Source organism: Micromonospora sp. CNZ295, assembly GCF_004217535.1.
The window spans coordinates 802,980-827,911 of the sequence record NZ_SHKZ01000001.1 but is presented as its reverse complement, the minus strand read 5'-3'; the positions used below and the strand labels follow the sequence as shown (position 1 = coordinate 827,911).

The following is a 24,932-nucleotide window of genomic DNA, read 5'->3' as shown; positions in this document are numbered from 1 at the left end:
CGTTCCTCGCGCTCACAGCTCACATCCGGAAGACGCCGAAGCCGTCGGCGCCCTTCACCGGTCCGTTGTGGATCGCCGACAGGCAGAGGCCGAGGACGGTACGGGTGTCCCGGGGGTCGATCACGCCGTCGTCGTAGAGCCGGCCGGAGAGGAAGAGCGCCCCGGACTGGGACTCGATCTGCTGCTCGACCATCATCCGCATCGCGGCGTCGGACTCCTCGTCGTACTCCCGGCCCTTCGCCGCGGCGGCCTGCCGGGCGACGATCGACAGCACACCGGCGAGCTGCGCCGGGCCCATCACCGCCGACTTGGCGTTCGGCCAGGTGAACAGGAACCTCGGCTCGTACGCCCGGCCGCACATGCCGTAGTTGCCGGCGCCGTACGAGGCGCCGAGGTTGACGGTCAGGTGCGGCACCGTCGAGTTCGAGACCGCGTTGATCATCAGGGCCCCGTGCTTGATGATGCCGCGCTGCTCGTACTCGGTGCCGACCATGTAGCCGGTGGTGTTCTGCAGGAAGATCAGCGGGGTGTCCGCCGCGTTGGCGAGCTGGATGAACTGCGCCGCCTTCTGCGCCTCCTCGCTGAACAGCACGCCCCGGGCGTTGGCGAGGACGCCGACCGGATACCCGTGCAGCTCGCCCCAGCCGGTGACCAGCGCGGTGCCGTAGGCCGGCTTGAACTCGTCGAACTCGCTGCCGTCCAGCACCCGGGCGAGGACCTCACGCGGGTCGAACGGCACCTTCAGGTCGGCGCTGGCGATGCCGAGCAGCTCCTCCGGGTCGTACTTCGGTGGTTGCGGGACGGCCGTCCGCGGCGGCGGGCCGTGCTTGCGCCAGTTGAGCCGGCGTACGCACTGCCGGGCCAGCCGGATGCCGTCCCGCTCGTCCTCGGCGAGGTGGTCGGCGAGGCCGGACGTGGTGGCGTGCATGGCCGCGCCGCCCAGCGACTCGTCGTCGGCGTCCTCGCCGGTCGCCATCTTCACCAACGGCGGCCCGGCCAGGTAGACCTGCGACCGCTCCCGGATCATGATCACGTGGTCGGACATCCCCGGCACGTACGCGCCGCCCGCGGTGGCGTTGCCGAAGACCACGCTGACCGTGGGGATCCGCGCCGCCGAGAGCCGGGTCAGGTCGCGGAACACCCGCCCGCCGGGGATGAAGATCTCCGCCTGGGTGGGCAGGTCCGCACCGGCCGACTCGACCAGGTTGACCATCGGCAGCCGGTTGGCCAGGGCGATCTCACCCGCCCGCCGGGTCTTGGCGAGCGACCACGGGTTGACCGCGCCGCCGCGTACCGTCGGATCGTTGGCGATGATCAGGCACTCGACGCCCTCGACCACGCCGATGCCGGTGACCACGCTGGCCCCGACCGGGAAGTCCGTGCCGTACGCGGCGACCGGCGACAGCTCCAGGAACGGGCTGTCCCGGTCGAGCAGCAGCTCGATCCGCTCCCGGGGGAGCAGCTTGCCGCGCTTGTGGTGCCGGGCCACGTACTTCTCGCCACCACCGGCCCGGGCCTGGCCCAGCGCGGCGTCCAGCTCCGCGAGGCGCTCCAGCAGGGCCTCCCGGTTCGCCTGGAACCCGGGCGAGGAGGGGTCGATCGCGCTGTCCAGTGTGGTCACGGAGCCTCCTTCGTTCGTGACTGCGGGGCTCGCGGACCCGGCTCACTCCTCGCACTCACAGCCCGATGCCCTTCGCGATGATCTCGTTCATGATCTCGGTGGTGCCGCCGCCGATGCCGAGGATGCGCTGGTCCCGGTAGTGCCGCTCGACCTCGGCGTCGCGCAGGTAGCCGAAGCCGCCGTGCAGTTGCAGCGCGGCGTCGACCACCTCGGCGCAGGCGGCCACGGCGACGTTCTTCGCCATCGCCACCTCGGTGATCGCCGGCTCGCCGGCGGCGACCCGCTCCGCCACCGCGAGCACGTACGCGCGGGCGGCCTCGGCGCGGGTGTGCATCTCGGCCAGCCGGTGCCGCACGAGCTGGCGGCTGGTGAGGGGGCGGCCGAACGTCTCCCGGTCCCGACACCAGCGGGTGGCCAGCTCGACGCAGCGCTGCGCGGTCGCGTACGCCTGGACGGCCAGGGAGATCCGCTCGGCGGCGAAGTTCCGCATGATGGCGAGGAAGCCGCTGTTCTCCTCGCCGACCAGGTTGGCCGCCGGCACCCGGACGTCGGCGAAGGACAGCTCGGCGGTGTCCGAGCAGTGCCAGCCGAGCTTCTCCAGCCGCCGCCCGACGGTGAAGCCGGGCGTGCCCTTGTCGATGACCAGCAGGGAGATGCCACCCGCGCCCGGTCCGCCGGTGCGGACGGCGGTGGTCACGAAGTCGGCGCGGTGGCCGCTGGTGATGTAGGTCTTCGCACCGTTCACGAGGTAGTGGTCGCCGTCGCGGCGGGCGGTCGTGCGTAGGCCGGCGACGTCCGAGCCGCCGTCCGGCTCGGTGACGGCCAGCGAGCCGATCATCGTGCCGGCCAGGGTCGGGCGGACGTACCGGTCGACGAGGTCGCGGCCGCCGGCGGCTCGGGCGGCGCTGTCCGCCGCGGCCGCGACGATGTGCGGGAGCGCGATGCCGTGCGTGAACAGCGCCGCGATCAGGCCGGAGGAGCCGCCCGCCCGGATCACCTCCTCGGTGACCACGGCCGAGTCGAGGAGGTTCCCGCCGCCGCCGCCGAACTCCTCGGGGAACCCGATGCCGAGCAGGCCGAGCTTCGCGGCGGTGGCGTGCAGGTCCCGGGGGACCTCGCCGGCCCGCTCCCAGTCGTCCAGGTGCGGCAGCACCTCCCTGGTGACGAAGGCGCGGGTCAGGTCGCGGAGCTGGCGGCGCTCGGGAGTGTCCAGGATGGTCATGACGGCACTCCCGGGATCAGCTCGGCGGGTAGGTCGGCCACCCGGGAGCGCAGCAGCTCGCCGAGCGCCTTGGCCTGCGGGTCGAAGCGGGTGGACGCGGCCACCCCCTGCCCGAGCAGGCCGCGGATGACGAAGTTGATCGCTCGCAAATTCGGCAGCTCGTACCGCTCGACGGTCAGTGGGGCGGTCTCCGGCAGCAGCTCGGCCAGCCGCTCGACGGTCAGCCAGCCGCGCAGCCAGGCCCAGGTCGCGTCGGTCCGCGCCCAGACGCCCAGGTTGGCGTCGCCGCCCTTGTCACCCGACCGCGCGCCCACCAGCTCACCCAGCGGGCCACGCCGGGTCGGGTACGAGGACGGGCCGGCCATCGGTTCCGGTGGCGCCGCCGGCTCCGGAGCCCGGGTGACCGGCGGCGGGGGGATCGGCACGCGGGTGCCGTCGGGAAGGACCGCCACGTGCGGCACCTCGGCCTGCGGCACGGTGTCGGCGGTGAAGACCCCGTAGGGCGTTGCGTCGCCGGGCAGCGTGGTCAGCGTGCAACCCGGGTACGAGGCCAGGGCCAGCTCCACCGCGGCCGCCGAGAACGCCCGCCCGGCCCGTGCCTTGTCGCCGTCCCGCAGGTGTACGTGCAGCAGCGCGCTCGCCGCCGCGGTGTCGGGGGCGTCGGCGTGGTCGGTGCGGGCGAGTACGAACTCCAGCCCGTCCTTGCCGACCGCCTCCTCGATCTGGCCGCGTACCAGGGCGGCCTTCGCGGGGATGTCCAGTCCGCAGAGGACGAACGTCATCGAGTTGCGAAAGCCCCCGAGGTTGTTGACGCCCACCTTCAACGTCTCCGGTGGGGGCGTGCCCCGGACGCCGGACACGCGTACCCGGTCCGGCCCGTCCGGGCTGAGGGCCACCGTGTCCAGGTGGGTCACCACGTCCGGGCCGAGGTACGCGGGCCCGCCCACCTCGTACAGGAGCTGCGCGGTGACCGTCTCGACGGTGACCGCGCCCCCGGTGCCCGGATGCTTCGTGATCACCGACGAGCCGTCCCGGTGCAGCTCCGCGACGGGGAAGCCCGGCCGGTGCGCGCCGTCGGGCAGCTCGGTGAAGAAGCTGAAGTTGCCGCCGGTCACCTGCGCCCCGCACTCCAGCAGGTGGCCGGCGACGGTCGCCCCGGCCAGCGCGTCCAGGTCGCCACGGCCCCACCCGAACCGGGCGACCGCCGGGCCGACCACCAGGGAGGCGTCGGTGACCCGGCCGGTCAGCACCACGTCCGCGCCACCGTCGAGGGCGGCGGCGATGCCGAACGCCCCGAGGTACGCGTTCGCGGTCAGCGCGTCCGGGCGCTGGAGGGCGTCGCCCTCGACGTACCCGACCTTGACGTCGAGCCCGAGTCGCTCCGCCAGCGACCGGACGGCGGCGGCCAGGCCGGCCGGGTTCAGCCCACCGGCGTTGGTGACGATCCGGACGCCCCGGTCCAGCGCGGTGCCGAGCGTGCCCTCGAGCTGGCGGAGGAAGGTCTTCGCGTACCCGAGACCGGGGTCGCGCATCCGGTCCCGGCCGAGGATGAGCATGGTCAGCTCGGCCAGGTAGTCCCCGGTCAGCACGTCCAACTCGCCGCCGTCGAGCATCTCCCGCCAGGCGCTGAACCGGTCGCCGTAGAAGCCGGACGCGTTGCCGATGCGCAGCCCGTCGCTCACGCGGGCACCTCCCGGGCCGACCGGGGCTCGCGGCCGCCGCCGGGCGGGCCGGCGAAGGCCTGCGCGACGTCCAGCCACGCGTCGGCGACCGGCCCGGTCGCGGTGAGGGCGAGGTCGGCGCGGTGCCGGCGCTGGGTCACCAGGAGGCAGAAGTCCAGCGCCGGCCCGGTGACCCGGTCGACGGCCTCCTCCGGGCCGTACGCCCAGGTCGTCCCGTCGGGTCCGACCAGCTCGACCCGGACCGGCGCCGCCGGCACCTCCCGGCCGTGCGCGACGAAGGAGTGCTTGAGGGTACGGAAGCCGAGGTACGCGATGTGCCGCAGGCGCGCCGTGGCGGGCCGGTCGACGCCGAGCGCGTCGGCCACGTCCTGCCCGTGCGCCCACGTCTCCATGAGCCGGGCGGTGACCATCGAGGCGGGCGACATCCGGGTGCCGTACCAGGGCAGCTTCTCGCCCGGCGGGGCCGCCGCGAGCGTGGCGGCCAGCGTCGCGCGGCCGGCCCGCCAGCGGGCCAGCAGCTCGGCCGGCGGCGTGAGGAACTCCTCCGCGCCCGCGTCGACCAGCCGGGTCGGGTCCGGTGCGGAGGTCACCGACGCGTAGAACGCGTCGGCGTCCGTCGCCGCGAGCAGCGCGACGTGATCCGTCCAGGCCAGGTGCGCGATCTGGTGACCGATCGTCCAGCCCGGGGCGGGCGTGGGACGGGCCCAACCGGCGGCGGACAGCGGCGACACGAGGGCGTCCAGCTGCTCCGACTCGGTGGCCAGATCGGTGAGCAGATCCGTCAGGTCGACCATGGTGCCTCCGGGGGTGCGGCGGTGGGGCAGGGGCCGTGCGTCAGGGGGTGAGCAGGTGGGCGAGTTGGCGTTTCCAGGTGGCGAGCAGGGCGGTGCGGCGGGCGGAGTCGTCGCTGAGCAGGTTCGCCACGCCCAGGCCGCGGAGCAGGTCGAGGGTGGCCTGCACCGCCTCGCGTACGCCGGGCCGGCGCTCGTCGACTTCGAGCAGCGCGACGGTCAGCCGGTGCATCTCCCGGCCGACCTTGGCCTCCAGCGGCACCAGCGCCCGGCGCAGCTCGGGGTCGGTGCGGGCGGCGACCCACAGCTCCAGGGCGGCGACGAAGAGCGGCCCGGTGAAGGCGGCGGCGAGCAGGTCGACCACCCGGTCGAGGCGCCGCGGGCCGGCCGGTAGGGCTTCGGCCTCGGTGCGCAGCTCCTCGGCCCGGCGCTCGGCCAGGTGCTCGACGGCGGCGGTGACCAGCGCCGCCTTGGTCGGGTAGTGGTGCAGCTGGGCGCCCCGGGAGACGCCGGCCCGGGCGGCCACGACCGTGGTGGTGGTGCCGGACCAGCCGTGCTCGACCAGGCACTCCACGGTCGCCTCGAGCAGGCGGGCCTGGGTGGCGCGGCTGCGCTCCTGCTGGGGGACGCGGGTCGATGCGGCGGGCACGGTCCCAGCCTGCCGCCCTCGAAACAAACAGTCAAGCCTGACTTTTTCTGCGGAAGCCCTTCACGCCGCCTTCGACCCGCTCAGGTGGCGCGGCCGTCGCGGGGGGCGAAGACGGCGAGGGCGGCCATGTCGGAGTGTTCCGAGCGCAGGTACTCGTCGGCCCAGGCGGCGGCGTCCGGATAGCTCGACTCGGCGGCAACCCGGGCGCAGGCGGCGTCCACGTCGAACGCGGTGCGGCGGAGCTGTACGCCCGGCCCGAGCAGGGCCCAGTACGCGCCCGGGCCGCCGTACGGCATGCCGACGCTGCCCGGGTTGACGACCAGCCGGCGGTCGAACAGGCGGGTGAACGGCATGTGCGTGTGCCCGCAGACGACCGTGCGGACCTCGGCTGGCACACCGGCGAACACCTCCGCCCAGCGCTCCAGCCGGGAATCGACCAGGACGACCTCCTCGTCGTCCCGGGGCGTGGCGTGGCAGAAGAGGGCCGGGCCGAGCCCGGCGACGTCCAGGGTGACGGTCAACGGCAGATCGGCCAGCCGGGCGACGTGGTCCTCGCGGAGCTGGGTCGCCGCCCAGTTCGAGACGTCGTACGAGGCGGCCTGGCCGGCGTGGGCCGAGACCAGTTCCCGCTCACCGTTGCCGCCGACCCAGCACGCGCGGTCCCCGAGCGTGCCCAGCAGGTCCAGCACCTCGACCGGCTGCGGGCCGTTCGCGATGTCACCGAGCAGCACGATCAGGTCGGCGGCGGACACGTCCGGCTCGGCCAGTACGGCCTCCAGCGCCGGCAGCGCGCCATGGATGTCGGAGAGGACGGCGACCCGGTCCAGCATCAGCCCACCCTGCACGGCATCCGCCCTACCCGTCCACGCATTCTGCTACCGGCAGACCGTCCCGCGCGCTACGCGTCCTGTCGATCATGGCGTTGTGGTGCCTGACGAAAGCTACTTATGGGGGCGAAGCGGCCACCACAAGTCCATGATCGGCGGTGAAGTGGGCGGCTCGGTCAGACGCGGGCGCGGCGGGCCAGGCGCTCCGGGTCGAGGATGATGATGCTCTTGCCGTCCAGGCGCAGCCAGCCCCGCGAGGCGAAGTCGGCGAGGGCCTTGTTGACCGTCTCGCGGGAGGCGCCGACCAGCTGGGCGATCTCCTCCTGGGTCAGGTCGTGGGTCACCCGGAGCACGCCGCCGTCGCGGGTGCCGAACCGGCCGGCCATCTGGAGCAGGTTCTTCGCGACCCGGCCGGGGACGTCGGTGAAGATCAGGTCGGCCAGCGAGTCGTTCGTGCGGCGCAGGCGGCGGGCCAGCACCCGAAGCAGCTGCTCGGCGATCTCGGGCCGGTTGTTCAGCCAGGGGCGCAGCGCCTGCTTGCGCAGCCGGACCAGGCGGGTGTCGGTCACCGCGGTGGCGGTCGCCGTACGCGGACCCGGGTCGAAGAGCGACAGCTCGCCGACCATGTCCGACGGCCCCATGACCGCGATCAGGTTCTGCCGGCCGTCCGCCGCCCGGCGGCCGACCTTGATCTTGCCGGACAGCAGGATGTAGAGGCTGTCGCCGGGCTCGCCCTCGTTGAAGACGACCTCGCCCTTCCGGACCTCGAGCGTCTCCATCTCCTTGGCGAGCGCTTCGGCAGCCTCCGGGTCGACGCCCTGGAAGATCCCGCTGCGGGCCAGTACCTCGTCCATCGCGCACCTCCGCCTGCGCGTGCCGTGTGTCGGCCGGGTCCGCCGTCCGCTGATCCCTCGCGCGTCGCCAGTCTAGGCGCACCTGAGCGGTTATCCGAGGTGCACCCCTGGAATCTTGATCGTTGGGCGTAACGCAACCGACGTGATCAGGGGCTATGATCGCGCGCCCGCCCGAGGGCGGCACGCCGGCCGGAACCGCAGGTCGTAGGGTCGCCACGTGCTGAACGAGCCGTCTTTGACCACCCGCCGCGAGGCCGGGCGGGACGTCCCGATGCTGGTCTGGCGGGCCAGCCGTCCGCTACTGACCGTGAGCTCCGCGCCGCTCGGCGGCGGGCTGGGCGTACGGCACTGGGTCGTCAACGCGACCGTGCCGATGTCGTACGACCGGGACGACCCGGCCGACCACCTGGCCGAACTGGCCGACCGGCTCGGCCTCGACGGGCCCGGGGTGGGCCTGCTGACCGGGGTGGACGTCGCCGAGGTGGTGGCCCGGGACGACGGCGGCATCCGGGTCTGGGCGACGGTCGGGCTCGGCACCCCGGTCTGGGCCGCGGAGCATCCGGCAGCGGCAGCGGCAGCGGCAGCGAGAGCGACAACGACAGCGACCGATGCGGCCGAGCCGGCAGCCGCAGCGGCCGACGCGCGGACCGCGCTCGTGGAGCGGGTCGGCACGGTCAACATCGTGGCGTACGTGCCGGCCCGGCTCGGTCCCGCCGCCCTGGTCAACGCGGTGGCCACGGCCACCGAGGCGAAGGCGCAGGCGCTCGCCGAGCTGGGCGTGCCCGGCACCGGCACCCCGACCGACGCGGTCACCGTCCTCTGCCCGGCCGACGGGCCGGCGGCGGCGTACGGCGGCCCCCGCTCCATCTGGGGATCCCCGCTGGCCCGGGCGGTGCACGCGGCCGTCACGCACGGCGGCGCCGGCACCGTGGTGCCGTGGTCGGACCGACCGGAAACCTGAACATCTGTCCGATCGGGCCTCGTCGGCGCGTCCACCTCCCGGTAGGGTCGCGGGCGATGTACGCTGCCACCCCCCTCAGGTCCCGTCCGCTTCGCCGGTTGCTGCCGGCGGTCGGCGTGCTGGTCGCCGTCCTGCTCGCGGCGGGCTGCGGCGGCGCCGAGCCGAGGTCCGGCGGGATCTGGCAGCCCGGCATCGGCGGTGGCGCCACCGGCGCCCCGGTCCCCTCGGCCGAGCCGTCGGAGGCCGCGGCGATCTCCCTCTCCGCGACCGGCGACATCATCATGGGCAACGCCCCCAACCGGCTGCCGGCGAACAACGGCAAGGGCTTCTTCGACGACGTGCAGAAGGCGCTCGCCGCCGACCTGGTGATGGGCAACCTGGAGGAGCCGCTCACCGCCGACACCGGCACCGGCAAGTGCGGGGCCAACTCCACCCGCTGCTTCCAGTTCCGCGCCCCGCCGGAGTACGCGGCACACCTGCGCGACGCCGGCTTCGACCTGCTCAACCAGGCCAACAACCACGGCCACGACTACGGCGCGAAGGGCTACCAGAACACGCAGGTTGCGCTCGAGAAGTACGAGCTCGCGCACACCGGGGCACCCGGCCAGATCACGGTCGTCGACGTGCAGGGCGTCAAGGTCGCGGTCGCCGGCTTCTCGTCGTACCCGTGGTCGAACCCGCTCACCGACATCCCGGCCGCGAAGGAGGTCGTCGCCGAGGCGGCCGAGCAGGCGGACCTGGTCGTGGTGCAGGTGCACATGGGCGCCGAGGGCGCCGACAAGACCCGGGTGAAGCCGGGCACCGAGCTGTACCTCGGCGAGAACCGGGGCGACCCGGTCCGGTTCGCCAAGGCGATGATCGACGCCGGGGCCGACCTCATCGTCGGTCACGGCCCGCACGTGCTGCGGGGGATGGAGTTCTACCAGGGCCGGCTGATCGCGTACAGCCTGGGAAACTTCGCCGGCGGCGGGAAGATGCTCAACAACAGCGGCCGGCTCGGCTGGGGCGGCGTGCTGAAGGTGTCGCTCAAGCCGGACGGCACCTGGGCCGGCGGGTCGTTCACCTCGACCTACATGAACGGGGCCGGACTGCCGACGATGGACCGGGACGACCGCGGCCTGACGCTGGTGCGGGAGCTGAGCGGCCGGGACTTCCCGAAGACCGGGGCGGTCCTCGACGACGCCGGGAAGATCAGCCCACCCGACGAGGGCTGAGCGTCCCGACGTCGGAGCGTGCCCCGACAGTCTGTCGGGCCGGCGACGTAGGCTGGCCCGCGTGACCACGAGCTTCACCGAGACCGACCTCGGGCGGACGCGCCGCGCCCGGCGGATCGGGCGGGTGCTGACCGAGACCCACCCCGACGCGCACTGTGAGCTCAACCACTCCAACCCGCTGGAGCTGGCCGTCGCGACGATCCTCTCCGCGCAGTGCACGGACAAGAAGGTCAACGAGGTCACCCCGAAGCTGTTCGCGCGCTACCCGCGGGCGGCCGACTACGCCGCCGCCGACCGGGCGGAGCTGGAGGAGCTGATCCGGCCCACCGGCTTCTACCGCAACAAGACCGACTCCCTGATCAAGCTGGGCCAGGCACTGGTCGAGCGGTACGACGGCCGGGTGCCGGGCAAGCTCGCCGATCTGGTGACCCTGCCCGGGATCGGCCGGAAGACCGCCAACGTCATCCTCGGCAACGCCTTCGACGTGCCCGGGATCACCGTCGACACGCACTTCCAGCGGCTGGTGCAGCGGTGGCGGCTGACCGCCGAGACCGACCCGGTCAAGATCGAGCACGCGATCGGAGCGCTCTACCCGAAGCGCGACTGGACGATGCTGTCGCACCGGATCATCTTCCACGGGCGGCGGGTCTGCCACGCCCGGAAGCCGGCCTGCGGGGCGTGCACACTCGCGAAGCTCTGCCCGTCGTACGGCACCGGCCCGACCGAGCCGGCGGCGGCCGCGAAGCTGCTCAAGGGCCCGCGCGCCCGGGACCTGGCGGCGGCCGCCGGGGTCGATCCGGAGCTGGTGCCGGTCCAGGCGGTCAAGGCGGAGGCACCGTGAGGACCCGGCTCGCCGCCCTGCTCGTCCCGGTCCTGCTCGCGCTGGTGGGCTGCACCGGCGGCGGGGAGGAGGCCCCGACCGCCCGGGAGAGCGCGGCGCAGAGCCGGCCGTCCCCCTTCCAGGACTGCGCCCGCCTCACCACGGCGCCGTCCGGCGCGCCGAGTGCCGCCCCGGGCGGCGACCCCCTGCCGGAGCTGACGCTGACCTGCTTCACCGGTGGCGCACCGGTCGCCCTGCGGGAGGTCAAGGGCCCTGCCGTGATCAACCTGTGGGCCTCCTGGTGCGCTCCCTGCCGCACCGAACTGCCCGCGTTCCAGCGGCTCAGCGACCGGGCCGAGGGCCGGCTGACGGTGCTCGGGGTCAACACGCGGGACACGCGCGCCGGCGCCCAGTCCATCGGCGAGGACTTCGGCGTCCGGTTCCCGAGCCTGGTCGACCAGGGCGAGTCGCTGCAACGGGCGCTCGGCCGCAACGCGATCCCGCTGACCGTCCTCGTCGACGGCGACGGCCGGATCCGGCACGTCGACGCCTCCGGTGCGCTCGACGACGCCCGCCTCGCCGAGCTGGTCCGCGAGCACCTGGGTGTGGCGGTGCCGGCGTGACCGGAGCGCGACCGTCGAAGGCCCGGCGCGGGAGGGCGGTGCCGGCGTGACCCGACAGCCGCCACCCTGGCTCGATCCGCTGCTGACCCGGCTCGGCAGCGCCCGCACCGAGGACTTCACCCGGCTGACCACGCCGGAACGCGGCGGGCGGGAGAGCGCCGTGCTGGTGCTCCTCGGCGAGGCGTCCGGCACCGGCCCCGACGTGCTGATCCTCCAGCGGGCCGCCACGCTGCGCACCCATGCCGGCCAGCCGGCGTTCCCCGGCGGCGCCGCCGACCCGGAGGACGCGGACGCCTCCGCGACGGCCCTGCGCGAGGCGAACGAGGAGGTCGGCCTCGACCCGGCGAGCGTGACCGTGCTCGCCGAGCTGCCGAAGCTGTGGATCCCGGTCAGCGAGTTCGTGGTGACCCCGGTGCTGGGCTGGTGGCACGCGCCGCATCCGGTGCACCCCCGGGAACCGGCCGAGGTCGCCCACGTGGCCCGGCTGCCGATCGCCGAACTGGTCGACCCGGAGAACCGGGTGCGCGTACGCCACCCCAGCGGCTGGATCGGGCCGGCCTTCTCGGTGCGCGGCATGCTCGTCTGGGGCTTCACCGCCGGAGTGCTCTCCGCCCTGCTGGAGATGGGCGGCTGGGCCCGCCCCTGGCACCGGGGACGGCTGGTCGACCTCCCACCGGTCGGCGCCAGCCCGGCTCCGTCGGCCGGCACCGACGAGGTGGACGAGAGCGCCGTGCGCTGACTCCGCGGTCACCTTCCGCTGGCGATGGTCATCTCGCGGGCGCGCTGCCCGTACGCTTGACGCGTGTCCGCCGTGGATCTCGTACTGCTGTTGCTCATGCTCGTGTTCGCGATCAGCGGATACCGCCAGGGCTTCGTCATCGGGGTGTTGTCGTTCTCCGGCTTCTTCCTCGGAGCCCTCGTCGGTCTGCAGGTCGGGCCGCTGCTCGCGCAGCAGTTCCTCGACAGCGGCACCCGGGTGCTGATCTCACTGGTGGCGGTCTTCGGGCTGGCGGTGCTCGGCCAGGCGCTCGCCGGCTGGCTCGGCTCCCACCTGCGCCGCACCATCACCAGCGAAGCCGGGCGGCAGGCGGACGACATCGGCGGCGCGTTCGTCTCGCTGTTCGCCGTGCTCCTGGTCGCCTGGCTGGTGGCGGTGCCGCTGGGCTCGTCGTCGCTGCCGTGGCTGGCCTCCTCGGTCCGCAACAGCGCGCTGCTCACCGTGGTGGACCGGGTGCTGCCCGACCGGGCGCAGGAGCTGTCCACCGCACTGCGGGACACGGTCGACACGAACGGCTTCCCCGACGTCTTCGGTGACCTGGCGCCCACCCGCGCCCGGCAGGTCGCCCCGCCCGACCCGGCCCTCGCCGGCTCGCAGGTGGTCGCCAACAGCCGGCGGTCGGTGGTCAAGGTGCTCGGCTCCGCACCGAGCTGCTCCCGCCGGATCGAGGGCTCCGGCTTCGTGTACGCCGACGACCGGGTGATGACCAACGCGCACGTGGTGGCCGGCACCCGCTCGACGGTCGTGGAGCTCAACGGCGACCGGTACGACGCCCGGGTGGTCGTGTACGACCCGGACCGGGACCTGGCTGTGCTGTACGCGCCCGGGCTGCCCGGCCCGTCGATGCGGTTCGCCGCCGGCAACGCGGGCAGCGGGGCGGACGCCATCGTGCTCGGCTTCCCGCTCGACGGCCCGTACAACGCGCAGTCGGCGCGGATCCGGGACGTCGACCGGATCACCGGACCGGACATCTACTCCGCCGGCAACGTGACCCGGGAGATCTACACGATCCGGGCCCTCGTGCAGAGCGGCAATTCCGGCGGTCCGCTGGTGTCCTCGAACGGCCTGGTCCTCGGGGTGATCTTCGCGGCGGCGGCCGACGACCCGAACACCGGCTTCGCGGTGACCGCCGCCGAGGCCCGCCCGGTCGCCCTGGCCGGAGCCGAGCGCACCCGCTCCGTCGCCACCGGGGCGTGCACCTGACCCGGGCCCGCCCGGTCAGCCGTCGGACGTGCCGGCCCGACCCGGTGGACCGGCCGCGGGCGGGGTGGTCCGCCAGACGGTGAACGCGGCGGCGGTCGCGGACACGACGGCGGTGCCGAGCAGCCAGCCGGCCACCACGTCGCTGGTCCAGTGCACGCCGAGGGCGACCCGGCTGAACCCGGTCACCACGGCCAGCAGGAGCGCCGCCGCCCAGACCGCGTACCGTCCGCCGGGCCGGCCCGCCCGGGGCAGGAAGACCACCAGCAGCACGCCGGCGGCCAGCGTTGCGTTCAGGGCGTGCCCGGACGGGAACGCCAGTCCGACCGCCCGCGCCAGCGGCTCCGGAAAGTCCGGCCGGGAGCGCCCGACGGTCAGCTTGAGCAGTGGCCCCAGCAGCCCGCCGACGGTCATGGTGGTGGCCACCCAGAGCGCGAGCTGCCGGGCCCCGCGCCGGACCAGCCAGACCACCAGCACCAGCGCGCCCAACCGCAGCGGCATCGGCCCGAACACGTCGGTCCAGACGGTCAGGAGCCGGACCCAGGACGGGTTCTCCAGGCCGTGACCGACGAGCGCGTCGGTCACCGCGAGATCCAGCCGCCGCAGCGGTGGCCAGGACGACAGCACGAGCAGCGCGATCAGCGCGAACGGCACCAGCACCAGGAACGCGGCCGCCGCCGCGAGGGTCAGCCGCAGGCCCCGCGCGTGGTCGGGGTGCAGGCGGCGGTCGCGCCACGACGGCCGGGACGGCAGGCCGAGGGTACGGGAGCCGGGCGCGGTCATGACGTCCGTTCTACCCGGAACGTCGCCTCGTCAGTCCCGCCTCCGCGGAATCGGGAGCGGTCAGCGACCCGGCTGGCGGAACCGGCGCACCACCAGCGCGGTGCCGGTGAGCAGCGCGACGGCAAGTGCCACCCCGGTCCACAGGCGCTCCGAGGTGGAGTCGTGCTCGGCGCCGGCCGGCTGCGCCGACCACCGGGTCTGTTGCTGCGGCGGGTCGAGGCCCAGCGCCTCGCGGTTGGCGTCGCCGTCGGCCGTTCCCGGTGCCGGGCCGAAGCCGACCACCCCGGGCGAGGACTGGTCGTCCAGCGGGTTGCGCCCGACCGGCTCCACCTCGGCGGTCAACGCCGCGACCGGGTCCACCAGCCCGTACCCGAAGCGATCGTCCCGCCCGGTGGGGCCGATGTCGCGGGCGGTGACCAGCAGGCGGTTGACCACGTCACCGGCGGACATCTGCGGGTACCGGGCCCGCACCAGCGCGGCGGTGGCCGCGACCAGGGGTGCGGCGAAGCTGGTGCCCTGCACCCGCCAGTACCCCTCCGGCGGACGGGCGCCGACCAGCCCGGTGGCGGGCGCGGTGAGCACCGTCTGCCGGCCGGTGATCGCGCCGGACCACAGGTGCTCGCTGTCCCGGTCCAGCCCGGACACCGCGAGCACCCCGGGCTCCCGCGCCGGGTACCACACCTTCTTGTTGGTCGAGGTGGCCACGTTGCCGGTACAGGCGACGACCACCACGTCCCGGGCGAACGCGTAGTCCAGCGCGGCGGCCAACGCCGGACTGTCGCTGCTCCCGCCGAGCGACAGGTTGATCACCCGGGCGCCGTTGTCGACGGCCCAGCGCACGCCCTTCGCGACGACCAAGGCGTCGTCGTAGCGGTTGTCGGCGTCGAGTACCCGCACCGGCAGGATCCGCGCGTCCGGGGCGAGGCCGACCACGCCCTCCTTGTCGTCGTTGCGGCCGGCGATCAGCCCGGCCACGGTGGTGCCGTGACCGACCGGATCCGGCTCGGCGGCCCCCTCGGGCGACACCAGGTCCAGACCGGGCAGCACCCGGCCGACCAGATCCGGGTGCGAGCCGTCCACACCGGAGTCGATGACCGCGACGATCACCCCGGAACCGGTGGAGGTGCGCCACGCGGTGCTGGCCCGCAGCTCGTCCAGCTGCCACTGCTCGTCGCGGATCTGGTCGGGGCGCGTGGTCCGATCCGGAGCGTGGACCGGTGACCAGCCACCGTCGCCTGTCACGGACGCGGCGACCGGCCCGGTGGGCTCCGGCCCGGCGGCGGCCGGCGCGACGGGTACGGCGACGGCCGCGGCGACGGCGGCGAGCCCGAGCAACGCCCGGCCGGCACCCCGCCGCCCGGCGGAGGCGCCGCTTCGCCGCACCCTGGTCACATCCCCGGCCATTCACCTCGACACGAACACAACGATGGGAGATTACCGGTTCCCGGGCCCGCTACGGGACGTTCCGGCGAGTCCGGTCACGGCGGCGGCAGATGGGCGAGCTGCACCAGCCGTACGCCCTCGCGTCGGGTGACCAGCCGCCCGCGGCCCGGTGGCAGCGGTCCGGGGCGTACGGGACCGACCAGAGCGCCCTCGTCCGGGCTGCCCGCCATCACCAGACCCGCGGTCGACAGTTCGCGGAGCCGCTGGGCGATCGGCTCGTACTGCGCCCGCCCCGCGCCGCCGGTGCGGCGGGCGACCACCAGGTGCAGCCCCACGTCCCGCGCGTGCGGCAGGTGCTCCTCCAGCGCCCGCAACGGGTTCGCCGGGCCGCTCGCGACCAGGTCGTAGTCGTCGACCAGCACGAACAGCTCCGGCCCGGTCCACCAGGACCGCTCCCGCAACTGGGCCGGGGTCACCTCCGGGCCCGGCGCCCGGGCCTGCAGGTAACCGGCGGCCGACTCGATCAGGTCGGTGGTGTGCGCGGCCGCCGTGCCGTAGCCGATGACGTGCGCCGAGCCGGTGAGATCCACCAGGCTGCGTCGGTAGTCCACCAGGATCAGCCGGGCCTGCTCCGGCGTGAACCGGGTCATGATCGAGGTGGCCAGGGCGCGGAGGAAGGCGGACTTGCCGCACTCCGCGTCGCCGAAGACCACGAAATGCGGCTCGGTCGCGAAGTCCAGCAGCACCGGGCGCAGGTCCGCCTCGGCGACGCCGACCGGGATCCGCAGCCCGGTGGCGGCCGTGGGGTCCAGGTCGGCGTACGGCAGCACCGGCGGCAGCAGCCGCACCGGCGGGGCGGCCGGGCCGCGCCACCCGGCGGCGACGCGCTTGACCAGGTCGGCGGTGTCGGCGCCGGCGGTGAGGTGCGGCAGGGCGGTGAGGAAGTGCAGGCTCTCGGCGGTGATCCCCCGGCCGGGGGTCTGCTCCGGCACGTTCGCCGCGGCGCGCCGGGCGACCAGCGAATCCACCGGGTCGCCGAGGCGCAGCTCCAACCGTGAGCCGAAGAGGTCCCGGATCGCCGGCCGGAAGTCCAGCCAACGCACGGCCGTCCCGACCACGTGCACCCCGTACGACAGGCCACGGGTGGCCAGGTCGGTGATCAACGGCTCCAGGTCGTCGTACTCGCCGCGCAGCGTGGCCCAGCCGTCGACCACCAGGAACACGTCGCCGAACGGGTCGACGGCCGCCTGGTCGGTGCCGGCCAGGGCGGCCCGCCGCTGCCGCCACGCGGCCATCGACTCCACCCCGAGGTCGGCGAAGCGGCGCTCCCGGTCGGCCAGCAGCGTGGCGACCTCGCCGACGGTCCGCCGGACGGCCGTCGGGTCGGCGCGGCCGGCCACACCGCCGACGTGGGGCAGCTCCCGCAGCGCGGTCAGGCCGCCGCCGCCGAAGTCGAGGCAGTACGCCTGCACCTCGGCCGGCGTGTGGGTGAGCGCCAGCGCGCAGATGAGCGTGCGCAGCGCCGTCGACTTGCCGCTCTGTGGCGCCCCGACCACCGCGACGTGCCCGGCCGCGCCGTCCAGGGCCAGCCACAGCAGGTCCCGTCGCTGCTCGAAGGGCTTGTCCACGGTGGCCACCGGCACCTGGAGCCCGCCGTGCAGCTCCGGGTTGCCGACGGTGAGGCCGCGCACCGGGTCGACGGTGGCCGGGCCGAGCAGCTCGTCCAGCGCCGGCGGGTCGCCGAGTGGCGGCAGCCAGACCTGGTGCGCCGGCGGGCCCTGCCCGGCCAGGCGCCCGACCAGCAGGTCCAGCAGGGTCGTGCCGCCCTCCTCCTCGGTCGAGGGCAGGGCCGGCGGGCCGACCGGCTCCGGGACGGGAACGAGGTGCGAGGTGAACGGGCGGATCCGGGGCGCCCCGGGGACGTCGCCACCCGGTGCCGCCGCGCGCCGGCGGACCGGGCCGGAGACGTACGCGGCCTTGAAGCGGACCAGCGGATCGGTGCCGGAGCGCAGGTAGCCGTGCCCGGGCGAGCGGGGCAGCTCGTGGGCGTCGGGCACGCCGAGCACCGTCCGGGACTCCAGGGCCGAGAAGGTCCGCAACCCGATCCGGTACGACAGGTGGGTGTCCAGACCGCGCAGCCGGCCCTCCTCCAGGCGCTGCGACGCCAGCAGGAGGTGTACGCCGAGGGACCGGCCCAGGCGGCCGATCTGCACGAACAGGTCGATGAAGTCGGGCTTGGCGGACAGTAGTTCGGAGAACTCGTCGCACACGAGCAGCAGCGACGGCAGCGGCGCGAGCGGCGTGCCGGCGGCCCGGGCCCGCTCGTAGTCGCGCACACTGGCGAAGTTCCCGGCCCGGCGGAGCAGTTCCTGGCGACGGACCAGCTCGCCGTTGATCGCGTCGACCATCCGGTCGACCAGCGGGAGCGCGTCGGCCAGGTTGGTGATGACCGCCGCGGTGTGCGGCAACCGGTCGAACGAGGCGAACGTGGCCCCGCCCTTGAAGTCGACAAGCACGAAGTTGAGCTGCTCCGAGCTGTGCGTGGCGGCCAGCCCGAGCACCAGTGTGCGGAGCAGCTCGGACTTGCCGGAGCCGGTGGCGCCGATGAGCAGGCCGTGCGGTCCCATCCCGTCCTGCGCCGACTCCTTCAGGTCCAGCTCGGTCGCGCCGCCGTCGGCGCCGACGCCGATCGGCACCCGCAGCCGGTCCCGCGGCGCGCGCGGCGCCCAACCCTGCTCGACGACGAAGCTCTCCGGCTCGCCGAGGCCGAGCAGGTCGAGCAGCCCCAGCTCGGCCCCCGGCGACGCGTCGCCGCCGTGCACCGCGGCGGCCAGCCGGAGCGGCGCCAACCGGCGGGCCACCGCCTCGGCGTCGGCCACGTCCAGCCGGTCGGCAGTGCCGACCTCGGCATGGCCCTCGGCGGAGTGCGAGTGCAGCCGGTCCGATCGCAGTTCGAGCAGCAGCGCGAACCGGTCGAGCAGGCGGGGCGGTGGCGTGTCGAGGTCGATGACGGTGACCGCGTCCACGCCGCTCTCCCCGGTCAGGCCGGCCGCCCCGGTCAGGTCGCCCCCGTCGAGCACCACCACCAGGTGCGGACCGTCGGTGGCCGGCCCGGACGGGCTGAACCGCGACCGGCTCGCCAGCACCTCGTCCAGCAGCGCCTCCAGCTCGGCCGCCGCGCTGGTGACCAGCCGGACCGGGCCGAGGGCGTCGGTGCGGGTGGGGTGGTGGGCGTGCGGGAGCCACTTAACCCAGTCCCAGTCGGCCCGCCGCTCCGGCCCGGCGCACACCGCGATCAGCAGCTCGTCGGGAGCGTGGAAGACGGCGAGCTGGGTGAGCATCGCCCGGATCAGCGCCTGGGCGGCGGCGGGCCGGCCGCCGGACCCGGCGGCGGTGTCCCGGACGTGGACGCGGGCGAAACTGCGCAGCGAGAGCGCCACCGGCAGGTCGGGCACGACCGAGTACGCGTCCAGGAACCGGCGCAGCGCTCCGGCGGTCATCGGCTCCAGCTCCTCCAGCGGCCGGGTGACCGGGGGGACCAGCGGGGTGGCCAGGGTCTGCGGCCCGACGGCGACCCGGACGACCGCGAAGTCGGGGTCGCCGGGCCGGCGTTCCCAGACGCGGTGGCTGGCGACGGTCGACCAGAGCCGGTCCGGGTCGGGGTGCCGGTAGTAGAGGCCGGTCCGCTGCCGCCCGGCGGCCTCCCGGACCCGCCGGCGCAGCCCCTTCAGGTGCCGCAGGTACTCCCGCCGGGCGGCCATCATCTCCGACTTCTTCGGGGTACCCGCGGCGCTGCCCCAGGACGTCACCAGCATGGCCAGGGAGGACAGCCCGAACATCCCGCCCACCACGTAGGAGTACGTGCCCCCGCCGCGACCGAACATCATCGCCATCGCCACCGTGCCGCCGAGCATCGGCAACACCATGAGCAGCTGCTGCCAGCGGGCGCCGGTGACCGGCGGGATCTCGGGCGGGGCCGCCACCGGCAGCTCGCCGGTCGGGATCTCCGGCGCCGGTGGCCGGGGTGGCCGCCGGACGACGACAGTGGACACTCGTTCCCTCCCGACTGCGCTCCGTGATCCGAGCCTGGCTCATGGTAGGTAAAGTCCTGTCGTCCGCGCAGCCACCAACCCCGTTCGATATGGAGATCAATCGATGACAATCGGGTTGGCCCGGGTCACCATCAACGCGCCCCGCCGCCGGCTGGACGTGGCCCTGCCGGAGCAGGTTCCGCTGGCCGAGCTGCTGCCGGAGGTGCTGCGTCACGCGGGTGAAGGGCTCGCCGACGACGGCGAGCGGCACGGCGGCTGGATCCTGCGGCGCAGCGACGGCGCCCCGCTGGCCACCGCGCAGGCGCTGCTGCCGCAGGGGATCCGCGACGGCGAGGTGCTGCACCTCGTACCGGCCCGCGCGCAGTGGCCGGAACTGGAGTACGACGACGTGGTCGAGGCGATCGCCGACGGGGCGCGGCGGCGGGGCGGAGCCTGGTCGTCGGGCGCCACCCGGGTCGCCGCCCTCGCCGGCGCGGCCGTCCCGCTCGCCGTCGGGTTGCTCGCCGTGCTCGCCGGCGGTCCGGGCCACCCGGCGGGCTGGCCGGCCGCCGCCGTCGTCGCGCTGCTGCTCGTCCTGGCCGCGACGGCCGCCGCGCGGGCGTACGGCGACGGCCCGGCGGGCGCCGCCCTCGGCGGGTACGCGCTGCCGTTCGCCGCCGTGGCCGGCGCGCTGGCGGTCAGCAGCGGGGATCCGGTGGGCCCGCTGCCCGGCCTGCGCTGGCTCGGCGTACCCGAGCTGCTCGCCGGCGCGACCGCGCTGCTGCTGGTCTCGGTGCTCGCCCTGGTCGGTGTGGCGACCCGGGTCCGGGTCTTCGTCGCCGGCACCGTGGTGGGGCTCGCCGGCGCGGTCGGCGCGGTCGGCGGGATGGTGCTCGACCCGGCCGGCGCTGCCGCCGTGCTGCTCTGCGTGCTCGTGTTCGCGGTCGGGGCGATCCCGCTGCTGGCCATCCGGCTCGGCAAGGTGCCGCTGCCGCCGATCAGCCTGCCGGTCGGCGCCCCCGGCGACGGGCTCGCCCGGGCCCGGGACCTGCCGGACCGCGAGCGCGTCCACGCGGCGGTCGCCCGCACCGAGGAGATGCTCACCGGGATGCTCCTCGGGCACGCCGTGCTGGTCGTCGTGGCCGCGGTGCTGCTCGGGCTCGCCGGCGGCGTCGCGGGGCAGGTCCTGGTCGCCGTCACGGCGACGGTCCTGCTGCTGCGGGCCCGGCTCTTCGTCGCGGTGCGCCACCGCGTGCCGGCCGTGGTCGCCGGTCTCGCCGGTCACGCCGTGGTGGGCGCCGTGCTCGTCGACCGGACCGGGGCCGGCGGGCTGCTCGCGCTGACCCTCGGCGGACTGGTGCTGGCCCTGGTCACCGCCGCGGCCGGCGCCACGTACGCGCGCCGGCCGGTCTCACCGTATGTCGGGCGGGTCGCCGACCTGGCCGACACCGCCCTGGTGGTCTCGGTGGTGCCGGTCGCCTGCGCGGTGCTCGGCCTGTACGACCGGGCCCGGGGGCTGCTCGGTTGAGCGGCCCCCGGGCCCGGTCGACGTCGATGTCAGTGCGTGGACTCGCCGCGCTCGGCGGCCTCCCGCGCGCGCCGGTACGACGCGACGATCTCCGCCTCGGCCTCCTGCCGGCCGACCCAGGTCGCGCCCTCGACGGACTTGCCGGGCTCCAGGTCCTTGTACACCTCGAAGAAGTGCTGGATCTCCAGCCGGTCGAACTCGCCGAGGTGGTGGATGTCGCGCAGGTGCTCCTGGCGGGGGTCCTCGTACGGCACGCAGAGGACCTTGTCGTCGCCGCCCTTCTCGTCGGTCATCCGGAACATGCCGATGGTGCGGCAGCGGATCAGGCAGCCGGGGAAGGTCGGCTCGGGGACCAGCACCAGGGCGTCCAGCGGGTCGCCGTCCGCGCCGAGCGTGCCCTCGATGAAGCCGTAGTCGGCCGGGTACTGCGTGGAGGTGAAGAGGGTGCGGTCCAGCCGGATCCGGCCGGTCTCGTGGTCGACCTCGTACTTGTTGCGGTGACCCTTTGGGATCTCAACCGTGACGTCGAAATCCATCTGCACGCTCCCTCGTTTGCCCACGCTGGCAACGGACCAGCGGCGTCGTCGGTCTCCGGACAAGCTGAACAGCAGCCCGGCGCTCCGGCCGCCGCATAGTGTTCGGACCGAAGTAGTGTCACCCAAGCAGATTTTCGCGGGGGGAGGAGGGGGTCGTGGGGAGGGAAGATTCACACTACCGCCCGGAGGAGGGCGCCGGCGCGGGGACCGGCGGATCCGGTCGCGGTGGTGCCACGGGGCGGGTCCCGGTGCCCGGCGCGCAACCGTCCCGCCCGCCGGCCCCGGGCCGCGTCTACGGTTCGTCGCCGGACCGGTCCGGCGACGACCGGCCCGCCCAACCACCGTGGTCGCCCCCGGGCGGCCCGACCCCGGGCCGCTTCCCCGCCCTGGACCGGCCGGACCAGGCCGGCGGTCCCCTGCCGGCCCGCGGTTCCGTCCCGTCCACCGGCCCGGCCTCGGGTAGCGCTCCGGTCCCGGGGGGCGGCCCGGTCCCGAACGGCTCTCCCGTTCCGGGCGGCGGCCCCGTCCCCGGCGGCTCGGGATACGGCCGGGCCGCCGTGACGCCGAACGGCACCCCGCGCCCCGAGCCGCTCGACCTCTGGGCGGCCGCCGCGTCCCGGCCGCCGTCCGGGCCGCCGCCGTCCGCCGGGCCGCCGCCGTCCGGGTCGCCGTCCGCCGCCGCACCCGTACCCGCGCCCCGGAGCCGCCGGCTGCTGCCGGTCGTGCTGGCCTCGGTGCTGGTCCTCGTCCTGGCCGCCGCCGGCGTCGTCGTCGTACGCCCGGGCCCGGTCGCGGACTGGCTGGGTGACGAGCCGGCCGGTGAGCAGGCCGCCGCGGAGACCCCGGAGCCGGCGCCGGTGCCGGTCCTGGCCGCCACCGACCCGAACGCACCGCCGCCCACGGCCGCCGGGGTACGCGCGGCGCTCGACCCGCTGGTGCGGGCGAACGCGCTGGGCGACCGGGTCAACGTCTCGGTGACCGACGTCGCCACCGGCGAGGCCCTCTACGGCCGGGGCGCGGACGACGGCACGGTGCCCGCATCGGTGACGAAGCTGGTCACCGGCGTGACCGTGCTCGCCGCGCGCGGTCCCGGGTACCGGATCCCCACCCGGGCGGTCGCCGGGTCGGCCCCGGGCGAGGTGGTGCTCGTCGGCGGCGGCGACCCGACCCTCGCCGTGGACCGCAACGGCTTCTATCCCGGTGCGGCCCGCCTCGACGACCTGGCCGCGCAGGTGAAGACCGCACTCGGTGGCGCCGAGCCCACGCGCGTCGTCGTCGACTCGTCGCTGTACACCGGTCCCGTGCACGAGCCCGGCTGGGACGACGACATCCCGACCGGCGGCTACGGCGCGACGATCACCGCGCTGATGACCGACGGCGCGCGCAGCGACGTGAAGCAGGCGAAGAAGGACCACGCCAACGGCAACCACGCGGCGGAGCGGTCCAACCAGCCGGATCTCGCCGCGGGCCGGGCCTTCGCGCGGCTGCTGGGCGTACCGGCGGACGCGGTCAACCGGGGCGAGGCGCCCGAGGCCGGCGCGGACGCGACGCCCGGCGCCCCCGGCAGCGAGCTGGGCGTGGTCCAGTCGCTGCCGATGGTGCGGCTGGTCGACATCATGATCAGCGACAGTGACAACGTGATCGCCGAGGCCCTCGCCCGGCAGGTCGCCCTGGCGCGGAACGAGCCGGCGTCGTTCGCCGGTGCGGCGAAGGCGACGGACGCGGTCGCCGGTGAGCTGGGGCTGCCGGCGGACGAACTCTCCCTGGCCGACGGCAGCGGCCTGTCCCGTAAGAACCGGATCAGCCCGTCGCTGCTGACCGATCTCATCGCGCTCGCCGGCGACGGCAGCCGCCCTGAGCTGGCCGCGATCTTCGGCGGCCTGCCGGTCGCCGCCTGGTCGGGCACCCTCGCCGACCGGTACGCGGGCGCGGCGGCGAAGGCCGGTGCCGGCGTCGTCCGGGCCAAGACCGGCACGCTGACCGGGGTGCACGCGATCGCGGGTGTGGTGACCACGGCCGAGGGCCGCCTCCTGAGCTTCGCCGTGCTCACCGACCGGGTGCCCGCCGACGGGCTGGAGGCGGCCCGGTCCGCGCTCGACCGGATCGCCGCCCGGCTGGCCACCTGCGGTTGCCGCTGAGCCGCCGCCCCCGAGCCCGGGCCGGGTGACGACGGCGCGGGACGCGAGCCCGGGCCGGGGCCGGGTGACGACGGCGCGGGACGCGGGCTCCCGGGGCCGGGACGGTGCCGGGCCGGTGCGCGCGTCCGCGCGGGGCGGATCGGGCCCGCGGCGGCGCGGGGCCGGGGTCGCGAGCCCGGGCCGGGTTGTGGCGGCGCGGGTACGGTGGGTCCATGGCGCAGTTCGTGGACTGGGATCTGGCCGCCGCGACCGCGGGGGCGCTGGGCAAGACGGGCCCGCGCGTGTCGTACGCGGAGGCCACCGAGGTGGTCAGCGACCTGCGACGGTTGACCGACGAGGCGGCCGGGCACGTCGCCGACTTCACCGGGCTCCGGTCGCAGGTGCCGCACCCGCCGGTGCGCGTGGTGGACCGGCGGGACTGGGCGGCCACCAACATCGCCGGGCTGCGCGAGGTCATCGGCCCCCTGGTCGGCCGGCTCACGAAGGACAAGCAGCCCGGCACGCTGACCGAGGCGGTCGGCTCCCGGATCACCGGCGTGCAGGCCGGGACGGTGCTGGCGTACCTCTCCGGCCGCGTCCTCGGGCAGTACGAGGTGTTCTCCGGCGAGCCGGGCCAACTGCTGCTCGTCGCGCCCAACATCGTCGAGGTGGAGCGGAAGCTGCAGGCGGATTCCCGGGACTTCCGCCTCTGGGTCTGCCTGCACGAGGTCACCCACCGCACCCAGTTCACCGCCGTGCCGTGGATGCGGGCGTACTTCCTGAGCGAGGTGCAGGCGTTCGTCGACGCCTCCGCCAGCGGTGGCGACCACCTGATCGAGCGGCTGCGCCGGGGCGTGGCGACCCTCTCGGACGCCGTGAAGGACCCGGAGAGCCGCGCCAGCGTGCTGGACATCGTCCAGACCCCGGCCCAGAAGGCGGTGCTCGACCGGCTCACCGCGCTGATGACGCTGCTGGAGGGGCACGCCGAGTTCGTGATGGACGGCGTGGGCCCCCAGGTGATCCCCAGCGTCGAACGGATCCGGGCGTCGTTCAACCGCCGCCGCGAGTCGGGCAACCCGCTGGAGAAGGCGATCCGCCGGTTGCTCGGCGTGGACGTCAAGCTGCGCCAGTACGCCGAGGGCCGCAAGTTCGTGCACGGGGTGGTCGACCGGGTCGGCATGGAGGGCTTCAACCGGATCTTCGCCTCACCGCTGACCCTGCCCCGGCTGGAGGAGTTGGGCGACCCGGACGCCTGGGTGGCCCGGGTGCACGGGCCGGCCGGCCCGATCCCGGCCGCCGGCTGACCGCCCGC

20 protein-coding genes are annotated in these 24,932 nt (G+C 75.0%); 9 read left to right on the top strand and 11 right to left on the bottom strand.

The window, feature by feature from the left end; all coding sequences use genetic code 11:
- Positions 1 to 19: 19 nt before the first annotated feature.
- The 7 genes from EV376_RS03865 to EV376_RS03835 form a co-directional block, all read right to left on the bottom strand.
- Positions 20 to 1,621 carry a carboxyl transferase domain-containing protein gene (locus EV376_RS03865; protein WP_130320782.1) on the bottom strand — a complete coding sequence of 534 codons (1,602 nt, stop codon included), beginning with the start codon at positions 1,619 to 1,621 and terminating at the stop codon, positions 20 to 22.
- A gap of 55 nt (positions 1,622 to 1,676) precedes the next feature.
- Positions 1,677 to 2,843 carry an acyl-CoA dehydrogenase family protein gene (locus tag EV376_RS03860; protein WP_130320781.1) on the bottom strand — a complete coding sequence of 389 codons (1,167 nt, stop codon included), beginning with the start codon at positions 2,841 to 2,843 and terminating at the stop codon, positions 1,677 to 1,679.
- On the bottom strand, positions 2,840 to 4,525 hold the full coding sequence (locus EV376_RS03855) for an acyclic terpene utilization AtuA family protein (RefSeq protein WP_130320780.1): 1,686 nt from the start codon (positions 4,523 to 4,525) through the stop codon (positions 2,840 to 2,842). The genes EV376_RS03860 and EV376_RS03855 overlap by 4 nt, the downstream gene beginning before the upstream one ends.
- Positions 4,522 to 5,319 carry a TIGR03084 family metal-binding protein gene (locus tag EV376_RS03850; RefSeq protein WP_130320779.1) on the bottom strand — a complete coding sequence of 266 codons (798 nt, stop codon included), beginning with the start codon at positions 5,317 to 5,319 and terminating at the stop codon, positions 4,522 to 4,524. The genes EV376_RS03855 and EV376_RS03850 overlap by 4 nt, the downstream gene beginning before the upstream one ends.
- 40 nt (positions 5,320 to 5,359) lie before the next feature.
- On the bottom strand, positions 5,360 to 5,965 hold the full coding sequence (locus EV376_RS03845; protein ID WP_130320778.1) for a TetR/AcrR family transcriptional regulator: 606 nt from the start codon (positions 5,963 to 5,965) through the stop codon (positions 5,360 to 5,362).
- An 80-nt stretch (positions 5,966 to 6,045) separates the two neighbouring features.
- The gene (locus EV376_RS03840) at positions 6,046 to 6,795 is read right to left on the bottom strand and encodes a metallophosphoesterase family protein (protein WP_130320777.1); all 750 of its coding nucleotides are present in this window, start codon (positions 6,793 to 6,795) and stop codon (positions 6,046 to 6,048) included.
- A gap of 173 nt (positions 6,796 to 6,968) precedes the next feature.
- Positions 6,969 to 7,646, bottom strand: a complete 678-nt coding sequence (locus EV376_RS03835; protein WP_088981720.1) for a Crp/Fnr family transcriptional regulator — start codon at positions 7,644 to 7,646, stop codon at positions 6,969 to 6,971.
- 217 nt (positions 7,647 to 7,863) lie between these two features.
- On the opposite strand from EV376_RS03835, the gene EV376_RS03830 reads away from it, so the two are divergent.
- The 6 genes from EV376_RS03830 to EV376_RS03805 all read left to right on the top strand — a co-directional run bounded on the left by EV376_RS03830 (position 7,864) and on the right by EV376_RS03805 (position 13,245).
- Positions 7,864 to 8,607, top strand: coding sequence for an adenosylcobinamide amidohydrolase (locus EV376_RS03830; RefSeq protein ID WP_130320776.1), 744 nt, complete (start codon positions 7,864 to 7,866; stop codon positions 8,605 to 8,607).
- Positions 8,608 to 8,663: 56 nt separating this feature from the next.
- Positions 8,664 to 9,821, top strand: coding sequence for a CapA family protein (locus EV376_RS03825; RefSeq protein WP_130320775.1), 1,158 nt, complete (start codon positions 8,664 to 8,666; stop codon positions 9,819 to 9,821).
- Positions 9,822 to 9,882: 61 nt separating this feature from the next.
- Positions 9,883 to 10,662, top strand: a complete 780-nt coding sequence (nth, locus tag EV376_RS03820) for an endonuclease III (RefSeq protein WP_130320774.1) — start codon at positions 9,883 to 9,885, stop codon at positions 10,660 to 10,662.
- Entirely contained in the window at positions 10,659 to 11,264 is a 606-nt protein-coding gene (locus EV376_RS03815; protein ID WP_130320773.1) for a TlpA disulfide reductase family protein, read from the top strand. The genes nth and EV376_RS03815 overlap by 4 nt, the downstream gene beginning before the upstream one ends.
- A gap of 46 nt (positions 11,265 to 11,310) precedes the next feature.
- Positions 11,311 to 12,003, top strand: a complete 693-nt coding sequence (locus EV376_RS03810) for an NUDIX hydrolase (RefSeq protein WP_130320772.1) — start codon at positions 11,311 to 11,313, stop codon at positions 12,001 to 12,003.
- A gap of 63 nt (positions 12,004 to 12,066) precedes the next feature.
- Positions 12,067 to 13,245 carry a MarP family serine protease gene (locus tag EV376_RS03805; protein ID WP_130320771.1) on the top strand — a complete coding sequence of 393 codons (1,179 nt, stop codon included), beginning with the start codon at positions 12,067 to 12,069 and terminating at the stop codon, positions 13,243 to 13,245.
- Between the two features lie 15 nt (positions 13,246 to 13,260).
- On the opposite strand, the gene EV376_RS03800 is transcribed toward EV376_RS03805, so the two are convergent.
- From EV376_RS03800 to eccCa, 3 genes are all read right to left on the bottom strand, one after another.
- On the bottom strand, positions 13,261 to 14,025 hold the full coding sequence (locus tag EV376_RS03800; RefSeq protein WP_130320770.1) for a phosphatase PAP2 family protein: 765 nt from the start codon (positions 14,023 to 14,025) through the stop codon (positions 13,261 to 13,263).
- A 60-nt stretch (positions 14,026 to 14,085) separates the two neighbouring features.
- Positions 14,086 to 15,429: a type VII secretion-associated serine protease mycosin gene (gene mycP, locus EV376_RS03795; protein ID WP_130320769.1), complete on the bottom strand. Its 1,344-nt coding sequence runs from the start codon at positions 15,427 to 15,429 to the stop codon at positions 14,086 to 14,088.
- A gap of 74 nt (positions 15,430 to 15,503) precedes the next feature.
- Entirely contained in the window at positions 15,504 to 19,460 is a 3,957-nt protein-coding gene (eccCa, locus tag EV376_RS03790; protein ID WP_130320768.1) for a type VII secretion protein EccCa, read from the bottom strand.
- Positions 19,461 to 19,563: 103 nt separating this feature from the next.
- Here eccCa and eccD point away from each other — a divergent pair, with 103 nt between their 5' ends.
- Positions 19,564 to 20,967, top strand: a complete 1,404-nt coding sequence (gene eccD, locus EV376_RS03785) for a type VII secretion integral membrane protein EccD (RefSeq protein WP_130320767.1) — start codon at positions 19,564 to 19,566, stop codon at positions 20,965 to 20,967.
- 29 nt (positions 20,968 to 20,996) lie between these two features.
- On the opposite strand, the gene EV376_RS03780 is transcribed toward eccD, so the two are convergent.
- Positions 20,997 to 21,503, bottom strand: coding sequence for an inorganic diphosphatase (locus EV376_RS03780; RefSeq protein WP_130320766.1), 507 nt, complete (start codon positions 21,501 to 21,503; stop codon positions 20,997 to 20,999).
- A gap of 710 nt (positions 21,504 to 22,213) precedes the next feature.
- On the opposite strand from EV376_RS03780, the gene dacB reads away from it, so the two are divergent.
- Both dacB and EV376_RS03770 read left to right on the top strand, forming a co-directional pair.
- Positions 22,214 to 23,641, top strand: a complete 1,428-nt coding sequence (gene dacB / locus EV376_RS03775) for a D-alanyl-D-alanine carboxypeptidase/D-alanyl-D-alanine endopeptidase (RefSeq protein ID WP_486482858.1) — start codon at positions 22,214 to 22,216, stop codon at positions 23,639 to 23,641.
- A gap of 212 nt (positions 23,642 to 23,853) precedes the next feature.
- Positions 23,854 to 24,924, top strand: a complete 1,071-nt coding sequence (locus EV376_RS03770; protein ID WP_130320765.1) for a zinc-dependent metalloprotease — start codon at positions 23,854 to 23,856, stop codon at positions 24,922 to 24,924.
- Positions 24,925 to 24,932 lie beyond the last annotated feature (8 nt).

Bases quoted from the DNA above. Each gene is read 5' to 3' on its own strand.
- EV376_RS03825 (WP_130320775.1), top strand. From the start codon at position 8,664: ATGTACGCTGCCACCCCCCTCAGGTCCCGTCCGCTTCGCCGGTTGCTG.
- EV376_RS03860 (WP_130320781.1), bottom strand. From the start codon at position 2,843: ATGACCATCCTGGACACTCCCGAGCGCCGCCAGCTCCGCGACCTGACC.
- EV376_RS03780 (WP_130320766.1), bottom strand. From the start codon at position 21,503: ATGGATTTCGACGTCACGGTTGAGATCCCAAAGGGTCACCGCAACAAG.
- EV376_RS03770 (WP_130320765.1), top strand. From the start codon at position 23,854: ATGGCGCAGTTCGTGGACTGGGATCTGGCCGCCGCGACCGCGGGGGCG.
- EV376_RS03840 (WP_130320777.1), bottom strand. From the start codon at position 6,795: ATGCTGGACCGGGTCGCCGTCCTCTCCGACATCCATGGCGCGCTGCCG.
- EV376_RS03850 (WP_130320779.1), bottom strand. From the start codon at position 5,319: ATGGTCGACCTGACGGATCTGCTCACCGATCTGGCCACCGAGTCGGAG.
- EV376_RS03800 (WP_130320770.1), bottom strand. From the start codon at position 14,025: ATGACCGCGCCCGGCTCCCGTACCCTCGGCCTGCCGTCCCGGCCGTCG.
- eccD (WP_130320767.1), top strand. From the start codon at position 19,564: ATGACAATCGGGTTGGCCCGGGTCACCATCAACGCGCCCCGCCGCCGG.
- mycP (WP_130320769.1), bottom strand. From the start codon at position 15,429: ATGGCCGGGGATGTGACCAGGGTGCGGCGAAGCGGCGCCTCCGCCGGG.
- EV376_RS03835 (WP_088981720.1), bottom strand. From the start codon at position 7,646: ATGGACGAGGTACTGGCCCGCAGCGGGATCTTCCAGGGCGTCGACCCG.